Here is a 21,058-nt window from a genome sequence, read left to right as displayed (position 1 = left end):
AATATTTACTGTAATCGATCTTTAACATACGTAATTTCAGTCTTACCGTGCGGAGCTGGTTTGCCATTTTCATCAAGGCTAACGAATACGATCTTGTCTATCGCCAGTATGGTTTTTCTGGTTAGTTTATTCCTGACTTCACAGGCAATAGTCAGGGAAGTTCGCCCGAAATGTATGGCTTTCATACCCAGCTCTATGATGTCTCCTTTTTTGGCTGAACTCACGAAGTTTATTTCTGACATATATTTTGTCACACATCGCTGATTCTCAAGTTGCACAATGGCGTAAATAGCCGCCTCTTCGTCAATCCAGCGCAGAAGGCTTCCGCCAAATAAAGTGCCGTTTGGGTTTAAGTCTTCGGGTTTTACCCACTTTCTTGTATGGAAATTCATAACACTAAATTTAAACAATAAAATATTTAATTATGTTAACTAAAAGCATCCTTAACCCACATATCTTCCTTCTATCAAATGTCTCAAACTTATGTGAGAAGGATTTCGTTTCTTTCCCAAACTAAATAACTATCTTCAACAAAAGATGAAAAAACTATTTATTCTAAGCCTGTTAACCATTTGTGCAATATCTGTATTTGCCAATGACAACTATAAGTATACAATTGATCTGACTAAAGTTAATGAAGACAAGGTTTTTGTAGAGCTTGAGCCACCCGCGATCAAAGAGAATGAAATCACATTTTACCTTCCGAAGATCATTCCCGGCACGTACAGCATTGCCGACTATGGCAGAATGGTCTCTGAGTTCTCCGCATATGATAAAAAGGGGCGGAAACTTGAAACCGAAAGGATTAACGACAATTCATGGACTATAAAGGGCGCCAAAAAGCTGGCAAAGATCAGCTATTGGGTAGAAGATACTTATGATACAGAAAAAGACGGGCCAGATATATTTGAACCAGCCGGAACCAACATTGAAGCAGACAAAAATTATGTACTGAACCCCAGTGGCTTTTTCGGATATTTCGAAGGTATGAAAGAAGTGCCTTTTGACATTAATATCATTCGCAAGGAAAACTTTTACGGCGCTACAGGATTGGTACCTGCCACCGTAGGAGCTGATCTGAGCACGGTAATTGATTTGGAAAAATCAGAAAAAGCAGAGGCCTCCGGTAAAAAAGTAGACCAGTTTAAAGTGGAGGATTACGACCGGCTGGTAGATTCACCTATCATGTACAGTGCTCCGGATACTGCACTTATCAAAGTAGCTGATACCGAAGTGCTTATAGCTTCCTACTCACCAAACAATATGGTAACGGCCGAACAAATAGCTGCCAGTATAAAGGAAATTTTGCAGGCACAAAAGGAGTATTTAGGTGGTGAGCTACCTGTTGATAAATATGCTTTTATTTTCTATTTCACCGATCAGCCTGTGCTTTCATATGGCGCACTTGAGCACTCGTACAGTTCATTTTACTATATGCCCGAAATGCAGATACAGGCCATGGCGCAGCAGTTGAGGGACTTTGCCGCACATGAATTCTTCCATATCGTAACGCCTTTAACTATTCACTCAGAGGAAATAGATAATTTTGATTTCAACGATCCGAAAATGTCAAAACATCTGTGGATGTATGAAGGCGTAACAGAATACTTCGCAGGCAATATGCAGATCCAATACGACCTGATCGGGCCTGATGAATACCTTGAAATGATCAGGGAAAAGATGATAACCGCATCTGACTTTCTGGATACAGTCGCTTTTACCGACATCAGCAAGTTTACACTGGAAAAATATTCGGATCAATATTACAACGTGTACCTAAAAGGAGCTCTGATAGGCCTTGCTTTAGATCTTAAACTGCTTGAATTATCTAACGGTGAATACGGACTTCAGGAGCTGATGCATGACCTATCAAAAAAATATGGCAAAAATAGCGCCTTTGATGATGAACAACTCTTCGATATTATCACCGAAATGACATACCCTGAAATAGGAGAGTTTCTGAAAACCTATGTGGGCGGAACAAAGCCTTTGCCATATAAAGAGATTTTCCAGACGGTAGGTATAAATTACATACCCGAGGAAAATATAGAGCTTTATAGTATAGGTCTGCAACAGCAAAACATAACTATAGCTGAACACGAAGGTCAAAAGTACCTGGCTATAGCCGGCGTTGATAACCTCAATGCTATGGGAGACTCACTGGCCTTTGAAGAAGGGGATATTCTATTAAAGATTAACGGACAATCAATACCTCCACTGGGTCCTGAGATCGGGCCGTTTATTGGAAATATCCAGAACAGCCTTGATGAAGGGCAAACACTTTCTTATACGGTCTTGCGAAAAGATGATGAAGGAAATTTCAATGAAGTTGAATTAAGCTCACCGGTATTTAAAGTTCAGGCTGTTCAGCAGCATTTATTTGAACTGATGGAAAACCCTACTGAAAAGCAATTACTGATAAGGGAAGCCTGGCTGAGGCCATAAGGAAATTCACCAGTTGCCGGGCCATAGAGGTCCGGCTTTTTTTAATCTTTCAAATATCGATAGTACCTGGTCACCGTTGTTATACCTATAGGGCCTTTCCAGATCCCACCTGTCATCCCGATATCCTCCACTTCAATAATTATGGTGTTTTCTTCATTTAGCCTGATCAATCCGGCAGGGATAGTGTAGACCCTCAGCTCATTATAGGAGTAGCTTTTACCCAATGGCCTGTCATCTCTGGTAGTGCCTATTAATTTACCGTTCAGGTATGTACGGTCAAAGTCATCTATTTTGCCAAGTACTAAAACAAGGTTTTCAGCAGATGTCCCTGCAGGTAGGGTAAATGTTTTTTTATAGGTAGCCCAGCCGTCATATTCTTCATGCCCCTGGGGTTCCCACGGAATGGGCACCATGATCTGCTCCCAGTCTTCCCTTCTATAGCCTTGGTTATCTTTTCTAAAAGACCAAACCCCTTGAAGATCTACGATTAAACCGGAAGAATAGCTCGATGCGTAGACACCAAGCTTACCTCCGGAAATTCCACCTTCACGGGTTGCATCGTATACACGTACAGCAATAACATTTGGGCCGTTCTTGTTGAGGTATTGAACAGGAAAAGTGTATTGCCTCTCTGCTCGATAAGCAGTTTTAAATTTGGGAGGCATATGCCCGGAAAAACCTATGAGCTTACCGTTAAGATAAACTTCATCGGCATCATCAATATAGCCAAGATGCAGATACAGGCTTTTATTATCAGGCAGGTTAGTGATGTCAAAGGATTTTCTGTACCAGGCAAAGCCATCGTAACCGTGAAAACCCTGGTTCTCCCATATTTCCGGAGCGTAAATGGTTTCCCACGAGCTGTCGTCATAAGAGGGGTCAGCCCATGAAATTTTATCGCCAATAGAAAACTTCCACCGGCCCTCAAGGTTGATAAGTCGCTCCTGAGCAAAAGAAGCGTTCAAAAGAAATACCAAGATGGATATAAGCGCTGTTCTCAAATTTCCTAAATGTTAGCTTATAAAGTTAAGGGGTTCCACGGTCTTTTCAAGAACATGTCACCCCTAAATCACCCCCCAGTGATGTCTTTTACTTTACTGCTGCAACTTCAGTTTGTGGCAAATAGTTATTCCAATAACTTATCCACATGGTTTCATCAGTAAATATCATTTCATATCTGACGGAAATTTCCGAGTCTGCTATTTCTATCCAATACTTGCCTGACTTCAGGGATTTCAAATCATAATATTTAATAAACCCATTCTTAAATTGATTTGATTTGATCTTTTCATTAAACAGAAGTCCTTTCTCTCCATAAAAATTTATAGAAACCTGCTTCTCTCCGGGGTTTACATACAGAAGTTTTACAAGACCTTTCTCGGCAGATGGTAATATCTTAGCCCCAATCTGGCTTTGTTGGTCCTGTGCCATTGCGCCTGCTCCTATTAAAAGGAAAAACAGTAAGAGTTTAAATTGTAGTTTCATGCCTGTGTTGTTTTGACCTAAAATTGATTTCTATAGTCAATAACGGCACTATTACACCCTGGGGTGTCATCAAAAAGTAATCAAATGTAAAAGATTGTCACGACAGGTAAGGTACTGTAAATCAATAGATCATTTTATATCCGGCCCCGTGTACGGTAAGGATGATCCTGGGTTGATTAGGGTTAGCTTCCACTTTTTGTCTCAGCTTTACCATAAAGTTATCTACTGTTCGTGTTGTTGGCTTTTCTTCATAGCCCCACACATTCTCCAGCAGATCGTATCGGCTTACAAGTTGATTTTTGTGCTGATATAAATACTGTAGTATTTCAAATTCCTTGTGAGACATTTTTATTTCAGTGTCCCCGTCTGAGGCAGTATAATTACCAAAATGGATATCCAACCTTCCAATTCTGACCTCCAAATCTTCCGCGCTCCCTTGATCCTCCGTTTTTACCCGCCGAAGCAGTGCTTTAATCCTGGCGATTAACTCCCTTACACTAAAGGGTTTGGTCACATAGTCATCAGCCCCGATCTCAAGGCCAAGAACCTTATCAATTTCTTCCCCTCTGGCTGTTAACAATATTACCGGAGTTGAGTTTCCATTTTGCCTCAGCTTTTTACATACCTCAAAACCCGAAAGCTCGGGCAACATTACATCCAGCAATATGAGGTCATAGCTTCCGTCAATAGCTTTTTCATAGCCTTCTTTGCCGCTAACCGCAAGATCAATACGATACCCTTCAAACTCCAGGTTATCTTTTAGCCCAAGCCGCATCATGGGTTCATCTTCAATGATTAAGATATCAGCCATATCACTGTTGTTTAAGTAGAAGATATACGGTAAAGGTAGTGCCTTTTCCTAATTCACTTTTTACTTTGATCTTGCCATTATGTCTGGCAATAATATGTTTGACCAACGACAATCCAAGACCTGTACCCTGACCCTTGGCCAAATCTCCAGTCGAAACCCGGTAAAACTTGTCAAATATATATTTCTGATCCTTCAGGGCAATACCGATTCCCCGGTCACGGATGGACATAAATGCCCGATTCCCTGATGTTCCTGTCTGAATCTCAATATGCTTGTTGTCTTTACTGTACTTGATCGCGTTATCCAGCACATTGATGATTACCTCCTGCAAAGCATCTTTATCCGCTTCTACAATTAGGTTCTCCTCCCGGAGGAATGAGTATTTAAAGCCTTTGCTTTCCAGATGATAGGTATAGGTTTTAAGAACTTCTTCTACAGCATCACTCAAATCCACTGCCTTAAGAATATAGCTGCTTTTGTTGGCCTCAACCTGCGAAAAGTTCAATATTTTATTCACAATGGCTGTAAGCCTTTGGGCCTCCTTGCTTATGATCTGGTAGTACTCCTGCCGCTTTTCCTGCGTCGGTACCCGGCCCATTTCCAAGGTTTCGGCAAACATACTGATCAATGACAGTGGTGTGCGGATTTCATGGGATACATTGGAAACAAATACGGATTTATTCTCTGCCAACTGGATTTCCTTCTTCACATTTTTAAACGCCAGCCAAACACCAAACAGCAGCACAATATTCAAAAGCAATATCAAACCCAGGTTGAGATAGGTTCTTTCCATGACAATCTGATCAATGCCGCGACCTTTCAGGTTTATGCCCAGATAATAGTCGGGGAGAATCCAGAAGTCATTGGTTATGGCCTTAGCCTTATAGTCGTATCTGTTAACCGTATCAATCGTGGTGTAAACCAACTCATCTGTACCTTTTTGATGAGCAGACAGTATGAACTTATCAGCAGCTATAGTCTGTAATTTAGGCCTCAGTGTTTCTCCGATAAATAATTCAGGGTCCAGAACTATACCACACACCAAATAATTACCAATCGGCTTATTGAGAATGAAAACCAGTGTTACCAGGTCTTTACTGTTTATGATTAAGTCGATATCAAGAGGTTGAAGTTTCTGAAACCCACTTTCCATGTATAAGACCAGTCTGTCTACCTGAGACTTATTCACTTGCATAGCCTCCTCAACCCTGCCAGATGCAATCTTGGCCAAAGTGTCATTATAACTATATAAAAGTGGTTTGCGGTTGTAAGATGTATCTGTCAGGAAAATAAGGGCTATACTGGAATTGACATCAAGTACCTCCAAAATGGCTGGTGGCAAAGAATCGGAAAGTTCGGAAGAGGAGAGGGCAGATTCTATTTTTGAGGTCCAGCTATCTGCAACATCATCAGAATATTGGTTTACCGAATAAAGGATGGCATCAAGCTGGTTTTGGTAAATATTATTGATTACCTCCTCATTCCTGCTCAAAGAAGAGATTTCGTACACAGAATAAAAAACTGCTGGTAATAAAAATACCAGCAGTAAAATAAGCCCGGTTTTTCTTACAGAATTCACTCAAAATTAAAACGTAAGGGGAGTCATTTAGGTTATTAATGACCTGCTATGTGAAAAGCTTAATCAATAGTTCCCACCGGTGGCTCAAGATCCTCGTCTTCCAGCCACGGCTTTGTCATCCTGTCTACCTCTTGAAACAAAGCAAAGGCTTCCTGAAAGCCTTTAAAATGTACTCTTCCGGATTTCCTGAATTTAGCTCTAAATTCAACAAATAACGAAGTCATAATTAATCATATTATTGTCCTAAAACCATAACGCCGCATAAAGAAAAAGGTTGCCACATGGACAACCTTTATTTCATAACCATTTAGTTGCTTTTAAGCTGTTTTTCGAAGCTCGCTTACACTCAGCTCATTATGCTTAAGTTTGGCGGCAAGCTCTTTGGCATGCTGTTTATCTTTCGAGTAAAGTATATGCTTAGGCACACCTTTCAAATCCCATATTAGCCCCATCCAGTTAAAAAGTTTCAAGCCATAATAGGTAAAATCAACTTCCCACCAGAAGAATCCGTTCCTGGCAGCGACCTCATAGTAATGGTGATTGTTGTGCCAGCCCTCGCCTAAAGTAAGCAAAGCGAGCCATAAACTGTTTCTGGATTCATCCCCGGTTTTATAGCGCTGCTTTCCAAACTTATGCATAATAGAATTTATTGAAAAAGTACCATGATAAAGAATAACGGTACTAAGGAAAAATCCTATAAATAGGGTAGAGAATCCGGCCTGGGTAAACATGAGCAGCGGGCTGCCTCCATTGACCCAGCCGCCTAAAGCCATTACAACTAATGCCAGCACCAGCGGTGGTACAAGGTAATTTTTATTTAGCCATACCAGCTCGGGGTACTTGGCATAGTCGCCAATAGTTTTATAGTCTGTCTTCTTATAGTCAGGCCCAACGATCCAGCCAATATGTGAATACCAAAAGCCATACAATTTCATTGAATGTGGGTCTTCGGGCTGATCACTGTATCGGTGATGATGCCTGTGATGAGCTGCCCACCAAAGAGCACCTTTTTGCGCTGATGTTTGCGCCATAAAAGCAATCACAAACTGAAACCAACGTGATGTCTTATATGATTTATGTGAAAAATAACGGTGATAGCCACCTGTTATCCAGAACATGCGGCCAAAATATAAAACCGCACAAACTACCCAGTCAAACCAGGTAGCACCCGTCCATAATGCGCCTAAAGGAAGCAGGTGTACCATCGCAAACGCGATTTCCTGCTTTAAAATGGGTTTACTTCTTTTTTCTAATACTACTTCTGACATGTCCGGTCATTTAAAATAAATTCTTCCGCAAAAATACGGATTATTTAGTAGTAAGTTAAATAACCTGATAAAGGTTCAATTATGTGTGTTGGTAATATTGGAAGGGTCGAAAATTAGAATTTGAAACAATAAAAATAGATACTGTAGTGCCTTTTATATAAAATAAGGCCGCCCAATTGATATTGAACGGCCTTTACTATTACTACATAAAAGGGATAATTATTGAATTTCTCCCAGTTCTGTTCCTGTTCCGTAGTTAACGTCGATTAAGTAAACATCACCAGACTCCACTCTCTCCGTTTCGTTTAAATAATCGCAGAGGTCCCATTTAAAGCCACCTGGGTGCATGGTTGAAACATTTACATTGGGTTCATAATCGGGATAACCTGTTCCTCCACTGTAGATAGAAATATCATTTGGGTCAAGCCTGTAGTATTCTGGATAACAATATGACCCATCAAAATCAGAGTCAACCTCAATATTAGCTCCGGACCCACCGTCCAGCGAATTAATATAAATAGCAGAATACGTTGAATAGCCATAGCCAATATCACCCAATTCAACACCTGAAATTACACCAGATTCAACAGTTAAAGATTCAACATAAGCCTGGCGTCCATTAGAATAATTAGGGCCAGCCACTGTCGCTAAGATGTTAGCTGTAGAAGGTAAAGCCATGGCCTTATCATAAGGTCTGAATATTGTTCCTTTAGCCGTTTTCATAACCACACCACTTTCTTCACGAACAGCTATTTTCTGATCAAACACCAGATCAGGAAAGTGGATTGTTATATATCTTCCATTAGCTGTAGTAGGTATCAATAAGGAATAATTACCTTCAGCATCAGTCTTAGCAGATGCAATTGTGGTGTTATTATATTTAGCGTAAATCTCAATCCCTTCAGGATGCTCAAAAGCCGTAGTAGTAAGATCCGTTTGAATTCGAACACTTCCTTTGACTATAGCCGCCATTTCCTCAGCATACATGTTCATTGTGATGTTGTCACCTGCCAACCTGCCATTTGAGAAAACTTCGGCTTCCTGCGTCAAATTGAAGTAACCTTCCTTTTTTAAAGCAATAATAACATCTCCTTGCTCAATATTTTCAAAATAGGCCACACCAAATTCATCTGAAACTGATGTATAAACATTACTACTTGCAGAAATAGTTACATCCACACCAGCCAGGGGCAGATTTGTTCCCTCCTCTTTTACATTCACTGCAAAAGTTGTCTCTTGGGCCATGTTGAGTACTTCTTCTTCCGTAAGTCCATCCTTTTCGCAAGAGGTAAAAACAATGCCAAATCCAATAAAGAGCAGAAACAAATAATTTCTTAATTTATACATACCTTCTTATTTAGATATTTAATAAAAGATAAGTTTAGCCTCCGTTAGCAGAGGCTAATCTTTATTACTGGATTTCTTCCGCTCTAATGGTACCAGTTCCATAATGACCATTGACTAGTCTTATTTCACCAGTCTGGATGTCAACATAGTTAGTGAAACTAGGATTTATCCGACCTGTTCTGTTAGCCTCATCAAAAGAAGGGTAACCAGTACCGCCATCGTTAATTGTTTCGCTTGTGTAAAGGTCGGTATCTGATTCATCTACATATGTAACAATATCAGCTCCAGAGCCTCCAAAAAGAGAAGTAATAGTAATTTGAACCTCAGTTCCTTCTGACTGAGTATATCCCGAACCAGAATCATCCCAATCCAAGTCATAAATCTCACCATCTGAGTTTACGTCAACATTGTAAATGATCGCAGCAGTACCTCCTGCAGCGGGAGCTGGAGCAGTTGCAAAAATTGAAGGTACACCAGGAATATCAATAGCAGAACCAATTGGATTAAATACTGTTGAAATGCTAGCTATACTAGGCAATGTTGTCGGAAATTCAGCATCTCCTTTGTTTCCATTTTTTGCTATAGTTTGATCTAAAGTAAGTGTTGCATATTTCATTCTGTAATCTACACCAGTATTTGTTGCAGGTACGACAAGCTCGTAGTTACCATTGGCATCGGTAGTAGCAACAAACTCAACGGTATTCATACCATCAAGATCAAGATATGCTTTAACTTCAGTTCCTTCAGGTACAACTTCGGTATCCTCATTAGTTACGTCTGACTCTATTTCCAATTTACCTTTAATAGTGGCAGTATTTTCAGTTAATGACAATACTCCAAGTGTAGCAGTAAAGTGACCTTGACGATAATCGTTAACATCAACATTTACTAAATTTTGAACTTTGGTAAAACCTTCTTTTTCTACAGTTACAGGTAATCCGCCACCAATTTTAACGTCAGAAAAAGAAGCAATTCCCTGCTCATTGGTTTGAGCAGTTACAGCAGCGCCATCTTTAATGATAGATACAGTTGCTCCACTTACCGCAGTGGTATTGAAGTAATCAATTACATAAACAGAAACATCAACAGTTTGTTGAGCATTCAAAGCATCCTCTTCAGTAAAATCATCTTTACAAGAAGTGAATACACCCGCAAGTATGATCACCAAAAGGAACGATAGGATTCTTGTTTTTTTCATTATAGAACTCATGATTTATTTAGTTTTTAATTTTTATGCTTTATTTAAAATTTAACACCAACAGTAAATGAGAAGGCATTGGCCGTTACATCTTCTGTAACTTCTACAAAATCGATATAACTGAAAGATTCTTTAACCGGGGTAATACCATATTGATAAGCGGCTCCTATAACCAAATCAAAATTTCCTTCAGTAGGGATGTCGAATTGCAGGCCGGCTACGGCGCCAAACTGAAAGTTTTTGTACTGGTCAGAAACCACATCTTCACCTGCAGCGGTTACAAAAACATTTCCGTTTAATTGACCTGTTTTCTGATAAGATTCCGTTGCTGCAATGTTGTATGACATGTATGGGCCTATAAGGAATTTAGGAAAAGCAGGATTGCTGAAAGGAGCAAAACGTGCCTGAACAGGAACATAAATGTTGTGCAGGGTAACTGAAGCATCCTTAACATGGTTGTTGAAAAAATCTGATGATCCTCCAAACCTGGACTCATCTTTAAATTGTAAATAGGTACCTCCTGATTGAAAATAAGCTACCTCTGCTTGTACTGCCAGCATATCATTGATCTGATAAGAACCGAAAGCTCCGGCTGTAAAACCTAATCTGGATCCTGTATGATATGACGAACTTAACTCACTCATTACAGCACCCGCTTTAAACCCATATTCAATTGTGTTGCTCGCCTCCTCCTGCGCAAACGCATATGAGACACCGAACAACATCAAGAAGGCTTTCGCGTATACCACTTGGACTAACTTCATTTTGTTTAATTTTAAATTATTATTTTATAAGTAATAAGAATATTATTTGATTAAATAAAAAAACATAGTTCTTTATTCTATTAACTACCCTGCTTTAATAGGCCGCAAATCTAATAGGCATATTGAATAATTCAAATTTTATTTTGATAATTTTTGTAAAAAGAAATGATTAATTTAAAATATCTGGAATCCAGGTTACTTGCTGAATTTAGGTAGTATATAGCGGGTTTTGCCCTGATCTGCGTAAGGATCAGGTAGATAAACGGATGAATATTCAGGTTATGCCTTGCCCTTTAGTACTACTTTGATCTCATTAAGTTTAAGAAGGGCTTCTACCGGTGAAATGGTGTTGATGTCAAGGGTGTCCATCATTTCCTGCACTTGTTTATATTTTGGATCAGCCTCAAAAAGGCTCATTTGATAATTGGCCTTTGGTACTTCCTCAAGTTTTTTGCGGGTGTCATTTTTATGCTTATCCTTCTCCAGGAAGTGCATAATCTCGTTGGCTCTTATAACTACCTTATTCGGCATACCAGCGAGTTGTGCCACATGAATACCAAAACTATGTTCACTACCACCTTCCTTCAGCTTTCGCATAAAGATGATCTTATCGCCAACTTCTTTTACCGATACATTGAAGTTTTTAATACGTGGAAAGTCTTCCGTTAACTGATTAAGCTCGTGATAATGTGTGGCAAACAATGTTTTGACACAATAATCCTGATGGTTATGCAGAAATTCGACTATAGACCAGGCTATGGAGACTCCGTCATAGGTACTTGTACCCCGGCCGATCTCATCCATCAGCACCAGGCTACGGTCACTGAGGTTGTTAAGGATGCTGGCTGTTTCGGTCATCTCAACCATAAAAGTTGATTCTCCTTTTGACAGGTTGTCAGAGGCTCCCACACGGGTAAAAACTTTGTCAACCATGCCAATCGAAGCCTGTTTGGCTGGTACAAAAGACCCCATTTGCGCCATAAGCACAATTAAGGCTGTTTGCCGGAGCAAAGCAGACTTACCCGCCATGTTGGGTCCTGTTATAACCATAATCTGCTGATGGTCGTTATCCAGAAAAACATCATTGGGAATGTAGGATTCACCTAAGGGAAGCTGCTTTTCTATAACAGGATGCCTACCTTCTTTGATATCTATGGCAGTAGAGTCATTGACCTCAGGCATTACGTACTTGTTGTTCCTCGCGATGATAGCAAAAGAATTCAAACAGTCTACGGTAGCCAAAACCCTTGCATTTTGCTGTATTTGGGTCACGTAATCAGCAGCACTCACGACCAGTTCATAGAATAATTTCTGCTCAATAACAAACAGCCTGTCTTCTGCATTGAGAATCTTCTCTTCATAGACCTTGAGTTCCTCAGTGATGTATCGCTCGGCGTTAACCAGGGTCTGCTTTCTGATCCATTCACCAGGTACCTTATCTTTATGGGCATTGCTTACTTCGAGGTAGTAACCAAAAACTTTATTGTAAGCTATTTTTAAAGAAGAAATGCCCGTGCGCTCAACTTCTCGCTTTTGTATCTGAATAAGATAATCCTTGCCAGAATACGCTATTTTTCTCAGCTCATCCAGTTCTTCATTAATGCCGTCTTTGATCAAACCGCCAACATTGGAGGTTAACGGCACCTCTTCTTTCAGCTCATTTTCTATTTTTTCCAGCAGGAATTCGCAGGGATTAATCTGATCCGCCAGTTTTTTGAGTTCTGCAAACTTACTCTCCTGCAGGATCTTCTTGATCGGCAAAGTATTTTTTAAGGCCTTCTTGAGCTGGTTCATTTCCCGTGGATTAATGCGGCCAACGGCTACCTTGGATATTAACCTTTCCAAGTCACCGATTTGCTTAAGGTTTTGCTGAATATCATCAAGAAGATCGGTGTTTTCTGTAAATCCTTTGACCGTGTTTAATCGCTCATTGATCGTGGTTATTTCCTTTAGAGGTAATACCATCCACTTCTTCAACAACCGCGAACCCATCGGCGTAACCGTGCAATCCAGAATATCAATTAGTGGTACACCTCCATCATGTTGTGGATAAATCAATTCCAGGTTACGAATAGTAAATTTATCAAGCCAAACGTATCGGTCTTCGTCAATTCTGGATATTGAGGAGATATGTTTTACTTCGCGATGTTCCGTTTCTTCCAGATAATACAAAACAGCTCCGGCTGCAATAATGGCATCATCCATACCTTCAATACCAAAGCCTTTGAGTGTAGTGGTTTGAAAATGGGCCGTCAGTTTTTCATAGCCAAAATCGAAACTGTAGATCCACTCGTCTAATGAAAAGGTATTGTAGTCGTCCTGAAAAAGCTGTCTGAGATCTTCCTTTGCAGATTTGCAGAAGATAACCTCGGAAGGGTTGAATCCCTGAAATAATTTAGAGATATAATCCTTTGACCCTTGAGCAGTCATAAATTCTCCGGTAGAAACATCCAGAAAAGCCACTCCGGCCCGGTCTTTCGAAAAGTGTATAGAGGCCAGAAAGTTGTTTGCCTTCTTCTCCAGAACATTATCATTAAAGGAAAGGCCTGGGGTAACCAACTCCGTTACACCTCTTTTAACTATACCCTTAACCGACTTGGGATCTTCAAGTTGATCGCAAATGGCCACCCGATTACCTGCCCTTACCAGTTTCGGTAAATAAGTGTCCAGTGAATGGTGAGGGAAGCCTGCCAGCTCTATGTGAGAAGCCGCTCCATTGGCACGCTTGGTCAATACAATGTCCAGAACCTTACTGGCTTTAACAGCATCTTCACCAAAGGTTTCATAAAAATCACCAACCCTGAATAGCAATAAGGCCCCCGGGTACTTCGCTTTAATAGCGTTGTACTGCTTCATTAACGGAGTTTCTTTTGCGTCTTTGGTCTTAGCCATTTTATGATCAATTAAGGTCACAAAGATTAATTTTTTTGGTGCGATTAGCAAGGCTGGTGTCTTACTGTCTTTTTAATTACACATTACACACTAAATGTTAGCTTTGTATTTTTAAAACCAAAGCTATCAGAAAGTAAGATGCGCAAACTTGCCAACGAAGAACTGGAAAGAAAATCCATAGAAGAGTTTAAAAAAAGTGAAAAGCTTCCGGTCGTTATATTTCTGGATAATATAAGAAGCCTGAATAATGTCGGATCGGCCTTCCGGACGGCAGATGCATTCCTGGTAGAGAAAATCTATCTTGGTGGCATCACCGGAACACCCCCTCACAGAGATATAACTAAAACCGCACTGGGAGCCACCGAATCGGTAGAGTGGGAGCATATGTCGGATACAATTGCCGGAATTAAAAAACTGAAAGAAGATGGTTACAAAATAATCTCCGTTGAGCAGGTTGACAAAAGCATTATGCTAAATGATTTTCAGCCCAAAGTAGATGAGAAGTACTGCCTGGTTTTTGGAAATGAAGTTTTTGGCGTTGATGAAAAGATCGTAGAAGAATCTGACGAGTGCATTGAAATACCTCAACATGGCACCAAACACTCATTAAATATCTCGGTGAGTGTGGGGATCGTCATTTGGGATTTTTATAACAAAATTGGGTACAAGTAAGCCCGGCAGGTCCGGATGACCCGCCGGAGTTTACTACCTGTTTAATTAACCGCAGCCAACGCATCTAAGGTGCCCCATCCATATTCAGAGCTTCTGCCCGGATACAGATCAGCACTTTGTTTCATTTTATTAAGTACCTGAGTGCGTGTCCAGGTTGGGTTTTTGGACCATACCAAGGCAGCTATACCTGCTGCAGTGGCTGTAGCCACCGAAGAGCCTCCTACTGTTGAAGGGCTGCTGCCACTCATGGCCAGGGTAAGGGCGTGTTTACCGCTTCCCGATCTTTCCATAACCACAGTAAAATCTACTTTATCTCCGGAATGGCAGATGTCACATCGCTGATAACCGCTTCCTTCTTTAATTCCTGTCACAGCTACAGTCTCATTCATTGATGCCGGGAATATTACACCGTACCAGTTAGTAAATGAAGTTGATGTACCTGCCGCCGCAAATATTAATTTTCCTTTACCATAGGCGTAGCGTATGGCATCAGCAACTTTAGAATTACTGAAAACATCACCAATTGACATGCTAATGATCTTTACATCACTTCGGTTACCAAGAAAAACAAGAGCATCTGAAACACCGGTCTTTTCACTGCTTCCGTTAATAACTACATCCCCCGTACCTCTTACAGCTACAAGATTAGCATTGTAAGCTACACCTACTGAGCTTCCGGAAGTACTTCTTGGAGCAGCAATAGTACCAGCCATAGCCGTACCGTGGCCACATTGGTCATTGGGCCCGTCAGGATCATCCCATGGCCACCAACTACTTACATAAAAGCCATATTTATGAACATATCTTCCACTGGAATATCCCGAATTGAATTCTCCGTTAAGCTTGGTTTGATTTGGAGATATACCAGTATCTATCAGGCCTACGGCTATACCACTCCCTGTGCTATGATTCCACGCCTGAGGGATATTCATATAGCTGTAGTTCCACGACACCTTAGCATTAGGGGCAACCACAGTATAATCGCCTGCAGGGATTCCAGAATCCGGATCGTTTGAGCAACCTTTGCTGCTTTCCTCTCTACCCTCAGCAGCATATCTGGAAAAGTCCACTTCATAGCCCAAAGGCTCAACATAACGTACGTTTGGCAAAGACCTGAGCCTGGTGATTACGGCCGGATCAGTGATATGTATTTCCACATAAGGTAATACATCATGTGCACGCAAATCAATATCTTCCGACTCAAGGGGCTGATCATTCCCTTTGTTAATAATGTAAAGGGCTTCCTCCACAACATTCTCACGGGCTTGCACCCAGTTTTTTCCTTTAATATCAATGGTAGCCATTCTTGAGTTGACATCACTCTCGCCCTCTGGCTGATAACCAATAGTCAATGTAGAGTCTGAATGCATCAAGGCACTCCAAAGTACCTGATCGGACGCATCCTTCCAGTTAAACTCATTGGTCGCTTTTAGGGATTCCATGATTTGATCATCAATCTGATCTCTTGGGATGAGCAGAAGTTCCTGGTCTACCCGAGGAGCTTCCAGTTCGTTGGGGTCATTAGTACACCTCATCAGCATGGCGCCGAGGAATACCAATAACAGTAATCTGTAGTTGGTCATAAAATTCATAGGTTTAGGTTTAAGTTGTTTTAGGCATAGAAGCCTAATTTCACCTAAACTCGAAATTTTATTTCCTTAAAGCAACCAAAAAACAAAGAATCTTGCGTGATGTAAGGTTTTTACCAATTATTGCAGAATGAAGAAAGTGAAATCAAAAATTAAGCACCTCTTTTAATGAACCATAACCCGATCGGCTTACAGGAATTTTAATGCCAGTCTTGAGTATTGCCATATAGGTGTCTTTGGACATGGCCTCCAACCGGTCAATACTACTAATGGAAACTATAAACGACCGGTGAACTCTGACAAATTGATTTTCAGGCAATGAGGATTCCAGGTATTTCATGGTAAGCTGTTTTAAATATTTTTTGCCTTCACTGTGGATAGCAACATAGTCATCCTGAGCCTCTATAAAATCAATTTTATCCAGAGAAATAATAACTATTTTACTGCCCAGTCTAACTACCAGTCGATCAAGCCCTTCACGGGCAACTTCACGGCTCTCCTGAATTTTAGTTATCAGCTCTTTATCTTCTCCTCCTCCCGTCAGGCGTTGCCTGGCCTTCGATATAGCTTCGTTAAAGCGGCTTTGTGAATATGGCTTCAGCAGGTAATCAGCAGCACTTTGCTCAAAGGCTTTTAGCGCAAACTTGTCATAAGCTGTACTGAATATGATGACTGGCACTGTATCCAGAAGCTCAAGCATTTCAAAACCCGTAAGTTTGGGCATTTGCACATCAAGAAAGATCAAATCGGGTTTTACCTCATGAATAGCCTTTACACCTTCAAATCCGTTGGCGCACTCTGATACTATTTCTATATCAGAATGGCTTTTTAAATATGCTCTTATAACATCCCGAGCCAGTTTTTCATCATCTATTATTAATGTTTTTATCATTTTTTCGGTGGTTGGGGGATCAGCAAGTGAACTGTAAATATCGTTTTCTCTTTTTCAATAGTCATCAGGCCCATTGTGCCATAAGTCAATTCCAGCCTGTTGCGGACATTTTTAAGTCCTATTCCTTTTCCTTTTTGTGGCGCTCCCTCAGAATCATAGTTGTTGGATACCGAAACCTTGAGATTTCCATCTTCGCATTTGCATGTTGTTTTTATTTCTACGCCCTCTAATTGCTCATAAATTCCATATTTGATGGCATTTTCATAAATGGGCTGTAAAATCATGTTGGGAAGCGTCATGCTTTGACATGCCGGGTCAATTTCGTGTACCGCAGTAAGCCTGTCGCCAAAACGCACCCTTTCTATATCCAGGTACAACTGCATTTGTGCCAGCTCATCTTTTAGCGAATGCTTCTCCGGACTTTGGTTGCCCAGAGATGACCTGAGAAAATCCGAAAGTTTTATTACCATGTCCCGGGCCTTGTCAGGATCGGTAATAGTAAGGGAGCTTACCGAGTTCAGGCTGTTAAATATAAAATGTGGATTGATCTGGAACTTGAGCATTTCAAGCTCCGAATGCCTGAGCATTCCCTGTAGCTGCAACTCTTCCTGCTCTTTTAAGCGAAGGTTGTTATTGTAGCGAAGCAGGTAATACACCATTATGATCAGGGCGAGGAAAAACACACTGATAATAATTCGCCATAAGAAGGACCCGTCCACTAAGTCGCTATAACTGTCGTTTTCGCTAAAAAAGGCCGAAAGAGCTGAACTTGCTCCATAAACTACAAGCAGCGCTGATATGGAAGCTCCGAGAATATGGCTGATAATAACACCGGAAATGCCCTGACTATCCGGGGAAATATATTGCACAACATACCAATAGCTCAGCCCTATTCCTGCCAACAGTATATTCGATATAACTGCGTCGGCTAATGAAATCGATAACGGTAGCTGATAATGATAATAGAGTAAAACCGCATGAACAGCGATCACTGCTGCCCATGCGGATACATAAAATATAACGGCTTTACCTGCCAGTGGGTGTTTCATTGTTTAGTGTTGAGTGTTGCTTTGTACTTATCTCTGCAATTTTACATCTCCACCTCCAAACATAACAAACCCTTTGATAATCAAAACTTTGTCGGGATTAGGCACTACTTTCAAAGCTGTGGCACGTTTATCGCTAAAACCTCCCAAAAGTGAGAATACTTCAACATGGACTGTCCAGTCTGGCGGAACAATGATTTCGGTACCTCCAAAGATTACAAATACATCCAACACATTATTACCGGCTGCCAGATCAGCTGTCCGTAAGTCCATTTGTGAGCCTCCAAACATCGCCGTTATCCGACCACCTCTAAAGTTTTGTGAGTCAATTGTACGTTCACGCCCGCCGAAAACTGCAAAATCATCAATATAGTCCAGATCATTTTTTTTTTCGTCTCCATCAAGGTGCCGGCCAAAAGTTGAGCGACGCATGATCAACGAAATACCTATGACAATAACGATCGCAGGTAAGAATAGCTGCCATATGTTCCGCACGTAAAAAAGGCCCATGTCCTGCATAAGAAATACTCCGCCTACGGCGATCATAATAATACCGGGTTCTATTTTCTTTCTTCCCAATATGAAGTACACACCCAGCAAGATTAGAAAGGACTCCCATGAAAACAACATATCGGAGAAATAATATGGAATGATGTCGAGGTTATCCAGTAGCCAGAATCCGCCAAAGATGACAAAGATGATACCTAACCAGAACCTCTTGTCGTTTGTATTGTGCTCTCTCATGTTCTTAATTTTAAGTTTTTAACTATTCAAGTTTACCACTCTTCTATCGAAATAGTTGATACTAATCGGCCGGCAACGAGTCATTACCGGTAAACGCCGAACAAAGTAGAGTGAAAATATATACACTTATGCCAGATTTCCGCAAGTTGATAAGCAAGCAGAGGCTGTTAAGCCAAATAATTTTCTAAATTTGCCCCAAAACGGAAAAGCTTGTACAAATGGACTTCAGAATAGAAAAAGATACCATGGGCGAGGTTAAAGTACCCGCAGATAAATATTGGGGCGCCCAAACAGAAAGATCTAGAAACAACTTCAAGATTGGTGATGCGGCAAGTATGCCTCTCGAAATTATCTATGGCTTTGCTTACCTGAAAAAAGCAGCGGCACATACCAACCATGCCCTGGGCGTACTCTCTGAAGAAAAGCGAGACCTGATTTCAAAGGTTTGTGATGAGATCCTCGAAGGTAAGCATGATGATCAGTTTCCGCTGGTGATCTGGCAAACAGGATCAGGTACACAATCCAACATGAATACCAACGAGGTAATCGCCAACAGAGCCCATGTGCTGGCCGGCAATAAACTAGGTGAAGGAAAAACTTTTATTCATCCTAATGATGATGTAAACAAGTCGCAATCATCCAACGATACCTTCCCGACCGGTATGCATATCGCCTGCTATAAAATGGTGGTCGAAAATACAATCCCGGGAGTTAAAACCCTCAGGGACACGCTCCACAAAAAATCCCAGGAGTTTATGAACGTGGTGAAAATCGGAAGAACCCACCTGATGGATGCCACACCACTTACTTTGGGCCAGGAGTTTTCGGGTTATGTTTCCCAGCTTGATCATGGTTTAAAGGCATTAAACAATACATTGGATCACCTTTCCGAATTGGCTTTGGGTGGCACCGCTGTAGGAACCGGCATCAACACGCCCGAGGGCTATGCCGACCATGTAGCTAAAATGATTGCCCAATTCACTGGCCTTCCATTCAAAACAGCAGAAAATAAATTTGAAGCCCTGGCTGCTCACGATGCTATAGTTGAGGCACATGGAGCACTAAAGCAACTGGCGGTTTCCTTAAATAAAATTGCCAATGACATCAGAATGCTTGCTTCCGGTCCAAGATCAGGTATTGGAGAAATAAATATTCCTGCTAACGAGCCGGGTTCTTCAATTATGCCGGGTAAAGTTAATCCAACACAGTGCGAAGCCTTGACTATGGTTTGTGCCCAGGTGATGGGTAACGATATGGCCATCACTGTTGGTGGAGCGCAGGGGCATTACGAACTTAATGTATTCAAACCTGTAATGGCATATAATTTCCTCCAGTCTGCGCGTTTGATAGGGGATGCCTGCGTATCGTTTAATGAACATTGTGCCATTGGCATAGAGCCTAATAATAAAAATATAGAGCAGCACCTCAATAATAGTTTGATGCTCGTAACAGCGCTTAATACACATATCGGTTACGAAAAAGCTGCTAAAATTGCCAAATCAGCTCATGAAAATGGTACTACATTAAAAGAAGAAGCTACTAAATCAGGGTTTTTAAGCGAGGAAGAATTTGATCTGTGGGTGAGGCCGGAGGATATGGTCGGCAGCCTTAAAAACTAATTTTTTTAATATTTTAATTATATTGAGTATATTTTCGAAGATTTTACAAAAAATAGCATAATGAAAAAATTAACTGTGATACTCACGCTTGCCATGATTATGGCTTTTTCAGTGAATTCATTTGCCCAATTGTCTAAGGCTGAAAAGAAAGAGTGGAAGAAAAAGGCCAAGGAATATTCGAAGAACCCAGAGCAGATGAAGCAATTGGTAGAAGAAAATCAGGCACTTCAAGGTCAGGTAACGAGTCTAAAAACTGAAAATACTGCTATGCAATCGCGAATGAGCGACAAAGATGCGAAAATCAGTGAACTGCAGGATGATCTGGCAAAACTAAGAAGTGACCTCTCTTCTGCAAAAGCTGAGTTGCGAGATATGAAATCAAAGCCTGCAGCAAGCTCATCTGAAGGGCCAATGGTAGATGGCGTAGTTTTTAAGGTGCAGATCGGTGCATTCCGCAACAAAGACCTTTCAAAGTATTTTGAGAATAGCGAAAACTTTAGCGGAGAAAATGAAGACGGCATGCAAAAGATCACTCTTGGCCAGTTCAGGGATTACTGGGAGGCCGATACTTTCAAAAAATACCTGAGGGAAATGGGTGTTAAAGATGCCTGGATCGTTCCCTACAAAGACGGTGTAAGAGTACCAATTAAAGACGTATTGGAAGGCGTTATTGCCGATGATGGTGCGGCAGACTCTGAATAGATAGT

At 40.9% G+C, this 21,058-nt stretch carries 19 protein-coding genes; 4 read left to right on the top strand and 15 right to left on the bottom strand.

What is annotated here, in order from left to right; genetic code table 11:
• Nucleotides 1-5: 5 nt before the first annotated feature.
• Complete coding sequence (locus tag LVD17_RS09090; RefSeq protein ID WP_233766233.1) at nt 6-392, bottom strand: acyl-CoA thioesterase; 387 nt, start codon at nt 390-392, stop codon at nt 6-8.
• A 145-nt stretch (nt 393-537) separates the two neighbouring features.
• Between LVD17_RS09090 and LVD17_RS09085 the strand changes: the two genes are divergently transcribed.
• Entirely contained in the window at nt 538-2,445 is a 1,908-nt protein-coding gene (locus LVD17_RS09085) for a M61 family metallopeptidase (RefSeq protein ID WP_233766232.1), read from the top strand.
• A 41-nt stretch (nt 2,446-2,486) separates the two neighbouring features.
• On the opposite strand, the gene LVD17_RS09080 is transcribed toward LVD17_RS09085, so the two are convergent.
• The 10 genes from LVD17_RS09080 to mutS all read right to left on the bottom strand — a co-directional run bounded on the left by LVD17_RS09080 (nt 2,487) and on the right by mutS (nt 13,789).
• A complete protein-coding gene (locus LVD17_RS09080) occupies nt 2,487-3,446 on the bottom strand; it encodes a beta galactosidase jelly roll domain-containing protein (protein WP_233766231.1) in 960 nt (319 codons plus the stop codon).
• Between the two features lie 88 nt (nt 3,447-3,534).
• Nucleotides 3,535-3,930 (bottom strand): hypothetical protein, encoded by a 396-nt coding sequence (locus tag LVD17_RS09075; protein ID WP_233766230.1) that lies wholly within the window; start codon nt 3,928-3,930, stop codon nt 3,535-3,537.
• A 121-nt stretch (nt 3,931-4,051) separates the two neighbouring features.
• Complete coding sequence (locus LVD17_RS09070) at nt 4,052-4,741, bottom strand: response regulator transcription factor (RefSeq protein WP_233766228.1); 690 nt, start codon at nt 4,739-4,741, stop codon at nt 4,052-4,054.
• 1 nt (nt 4,742) lies between these two features.
• Entirely contained in the window at nt 4,743-6,233 is a 1,491-nt protein-coding gene (locus LVD17_RS09065; protein ID WP_233766227.1) for a sensor histidine kinase, read from the bottom strand.
• 146 nt (nt 6,234-6,379) lie between these two features.
• Nucleotides 6,380-6,544 (bottom strand): hypothetical protein, encoded by a 165-nt coding sequence (locus LVD17_RS09060; protein ID WP_155173592.1) that lies wholly within the window; start codon nt 6,542-6,544, stop codon nt 6,380-6,382.
• A 93-nt stretch (nt 6,545-6,637) separates the two neighbouring features.
• The gene (locus tag LVD17_RS09055) at nt 6,638-7,588 is read right to left on the bottom strand and encodes an acyl-CoA desaturase (protein ID WP_233766226.1); all 951 of its coding nucleotides are present in this window, start codon (nt 7,586-7,588) and stop codon (nt 6,638-6,640) included.
• Nucleotides 7,589-7,807: 219 nt separating this feature from the next.
• Complete coding sequence (locus LVD17_RS09050; protein WP_233766225.1) at nt 7,808-8,935, bottom strand: hypothetical protein; 1,128 nt, start codon at nt 8,933-8,935, stop codon at nt 7,808-7,810.
• A 64-nt stretch (nt 8,936-8,999) separates the two neighbouring features.
• A complete protein-coding gene (locus LVD17_RS09045; protein ID WP_233766224.1) occupies nt 9,000-10,133 on the bottom strand; it encodes a hypothetical protein in 1,134 nt (377 codons plus the stop codon).
• A gap of 44 nt (nt 10,134-10,177) precedes the next feature.
• On the bottom strand, nt 10,178-10,897 hold the full coding sequence (locus tag LVD17_RS09040) for a porin family protein (RefSeq protein WP_233766222.1): 720 nt from the start codon (nt 10,895-10,897) through the stop codon (nt 10,178-10,180).
• A 279-nt stretch (nt 10,898-11,176) separates the two neighbouring features.
• Entirely contained in the window at nt 11,177-13,789 is a 2,613-nt protein-coding gene (gene mutS, locus LVD17_RS09035) for a DNA mismatch repair protein MutS (protein ID WP_233766221.1), read from the bottom strand.
• Nucleotides 13,790-13,927: 138 nt separating this feature from the next.
• On the opposite strand from mutS, the gene LVD17_RS09030 reads away from it, so the two are divergent.
• Nucleotides 13,928-14,461 carry an RNA methyltransferase gene (locus LVD17_RS09030; protein WP_233766220.1) on the top strand — a complete coding sequence of 178 codons (534 nt, stop codon included), beginning with the start codon at nt 13,928-13,930 and terminating at the stop codon, nt 14,459-14,461.
• A gap of 41 nt (nt 14,462-14,502) precedes the next feature.
• Here the strand turns inward: LVD17_RS09030 and LVD17_RS09025 are convergent, their stop codons facing one another.
• The 4 genes from LVD17_RS09025 to LVD17_RS09010 all read right to left on the bottom strand — a co-directional run bounded on the left by LVD17_RS09025 (nt 14,503) and on the right by LVD17_RS09010 (nt 18,732).
• The gene (locus LVD17_RS09025; protein WP_233766219.1) at nt 14,503-16,053 is read right to left on the bottom strand and encodes a S8 family serine peptidase; all 1,551 of its coding nucleotides are present in this window, start codon (nt 16,051-16,053) and stop codon (nt 14,503-14,505) included.
• Between the two features lie 142 nt (nt 16,054-16,195).
• A complete protein-coding gene (locus tag LVD17_RS09020; protein WP_233766218.1) occupies nt 16,196-16,942 on the bottom strand; it encodes a LytR/AlgR family response regulator transcription factor in 747 nt (248 codons plus the stop codon).
• Nucleotides 16,939-17,991 carry a sensor histidine kinase gene (locus LVD17_RS09015; protein WP_233766217.1) on the bottom strand — a complete coding sequence of 351 codons (1,053 nt, stop codon included), beginning with the start codon at nt 17,989-17,991 and terminating at the stop codon, nt 16,939-16,941. Before LVD17_RS09015 ends, LVD17_RS09020 begins: the two co-directional genes overlap by 4 nt.
• A gap of 27 nt (nt 17,992-18,018) precedes the next feature.
• Nucleotides 18,019-18,732: a LiaF transmembrane domain-containing protein gene (locus LVD17_RS09010; RefSeq protein ID WP_233766216.1), complete on the bottom strand. Its 714-nt coding sequence runs from the start codon at nt 18,730-18,732 to the stop codon at nt 18,019-18,021.
• A gap of 218 nt (nt 18,733-18,950) precedes the next feature.
• Here LVD17_RS09010 and fumC point away from each other — a divergent pair, with 218 nt between their 5' ends.
• Nucleotides 18,951-20,351: a class II fumarate hydratase gene (fumC, locus tag LVD17_RS09005; protein ID WP_233766215.1), complete on the top strand. Its 1,401-nt coding sequence runs from the start codon at nt 18,951-18,953 to the stop codon at nt 20,349-20,351.
• Nucleotides 20,352-20,411: 60 nt separating this feature from the next.
• Entirely contained in the window at nt 20,412-21,053 is a 642-nt protein-coding gene (locus LVD17_RS09000) for an SPOR domain-containing protein (RefSeq protein WP_233766214.1), read from the top strand.
• Nucleotides 21,054-21,058: the final 5 nt, after the last annotated feature.

Source organism: Fulvivirga ulvae (assembly GCF_021389975.1).
Lineage (GTDB): Bacteria > Bacteroidota > Bacteroidia > Cytophagales > Cyclobacteriaceae > Fulvivirga > Fulvivirga ulvae.
This window is presented reverse-complemented; position numbering and strand designations above follow the sequence as displayed.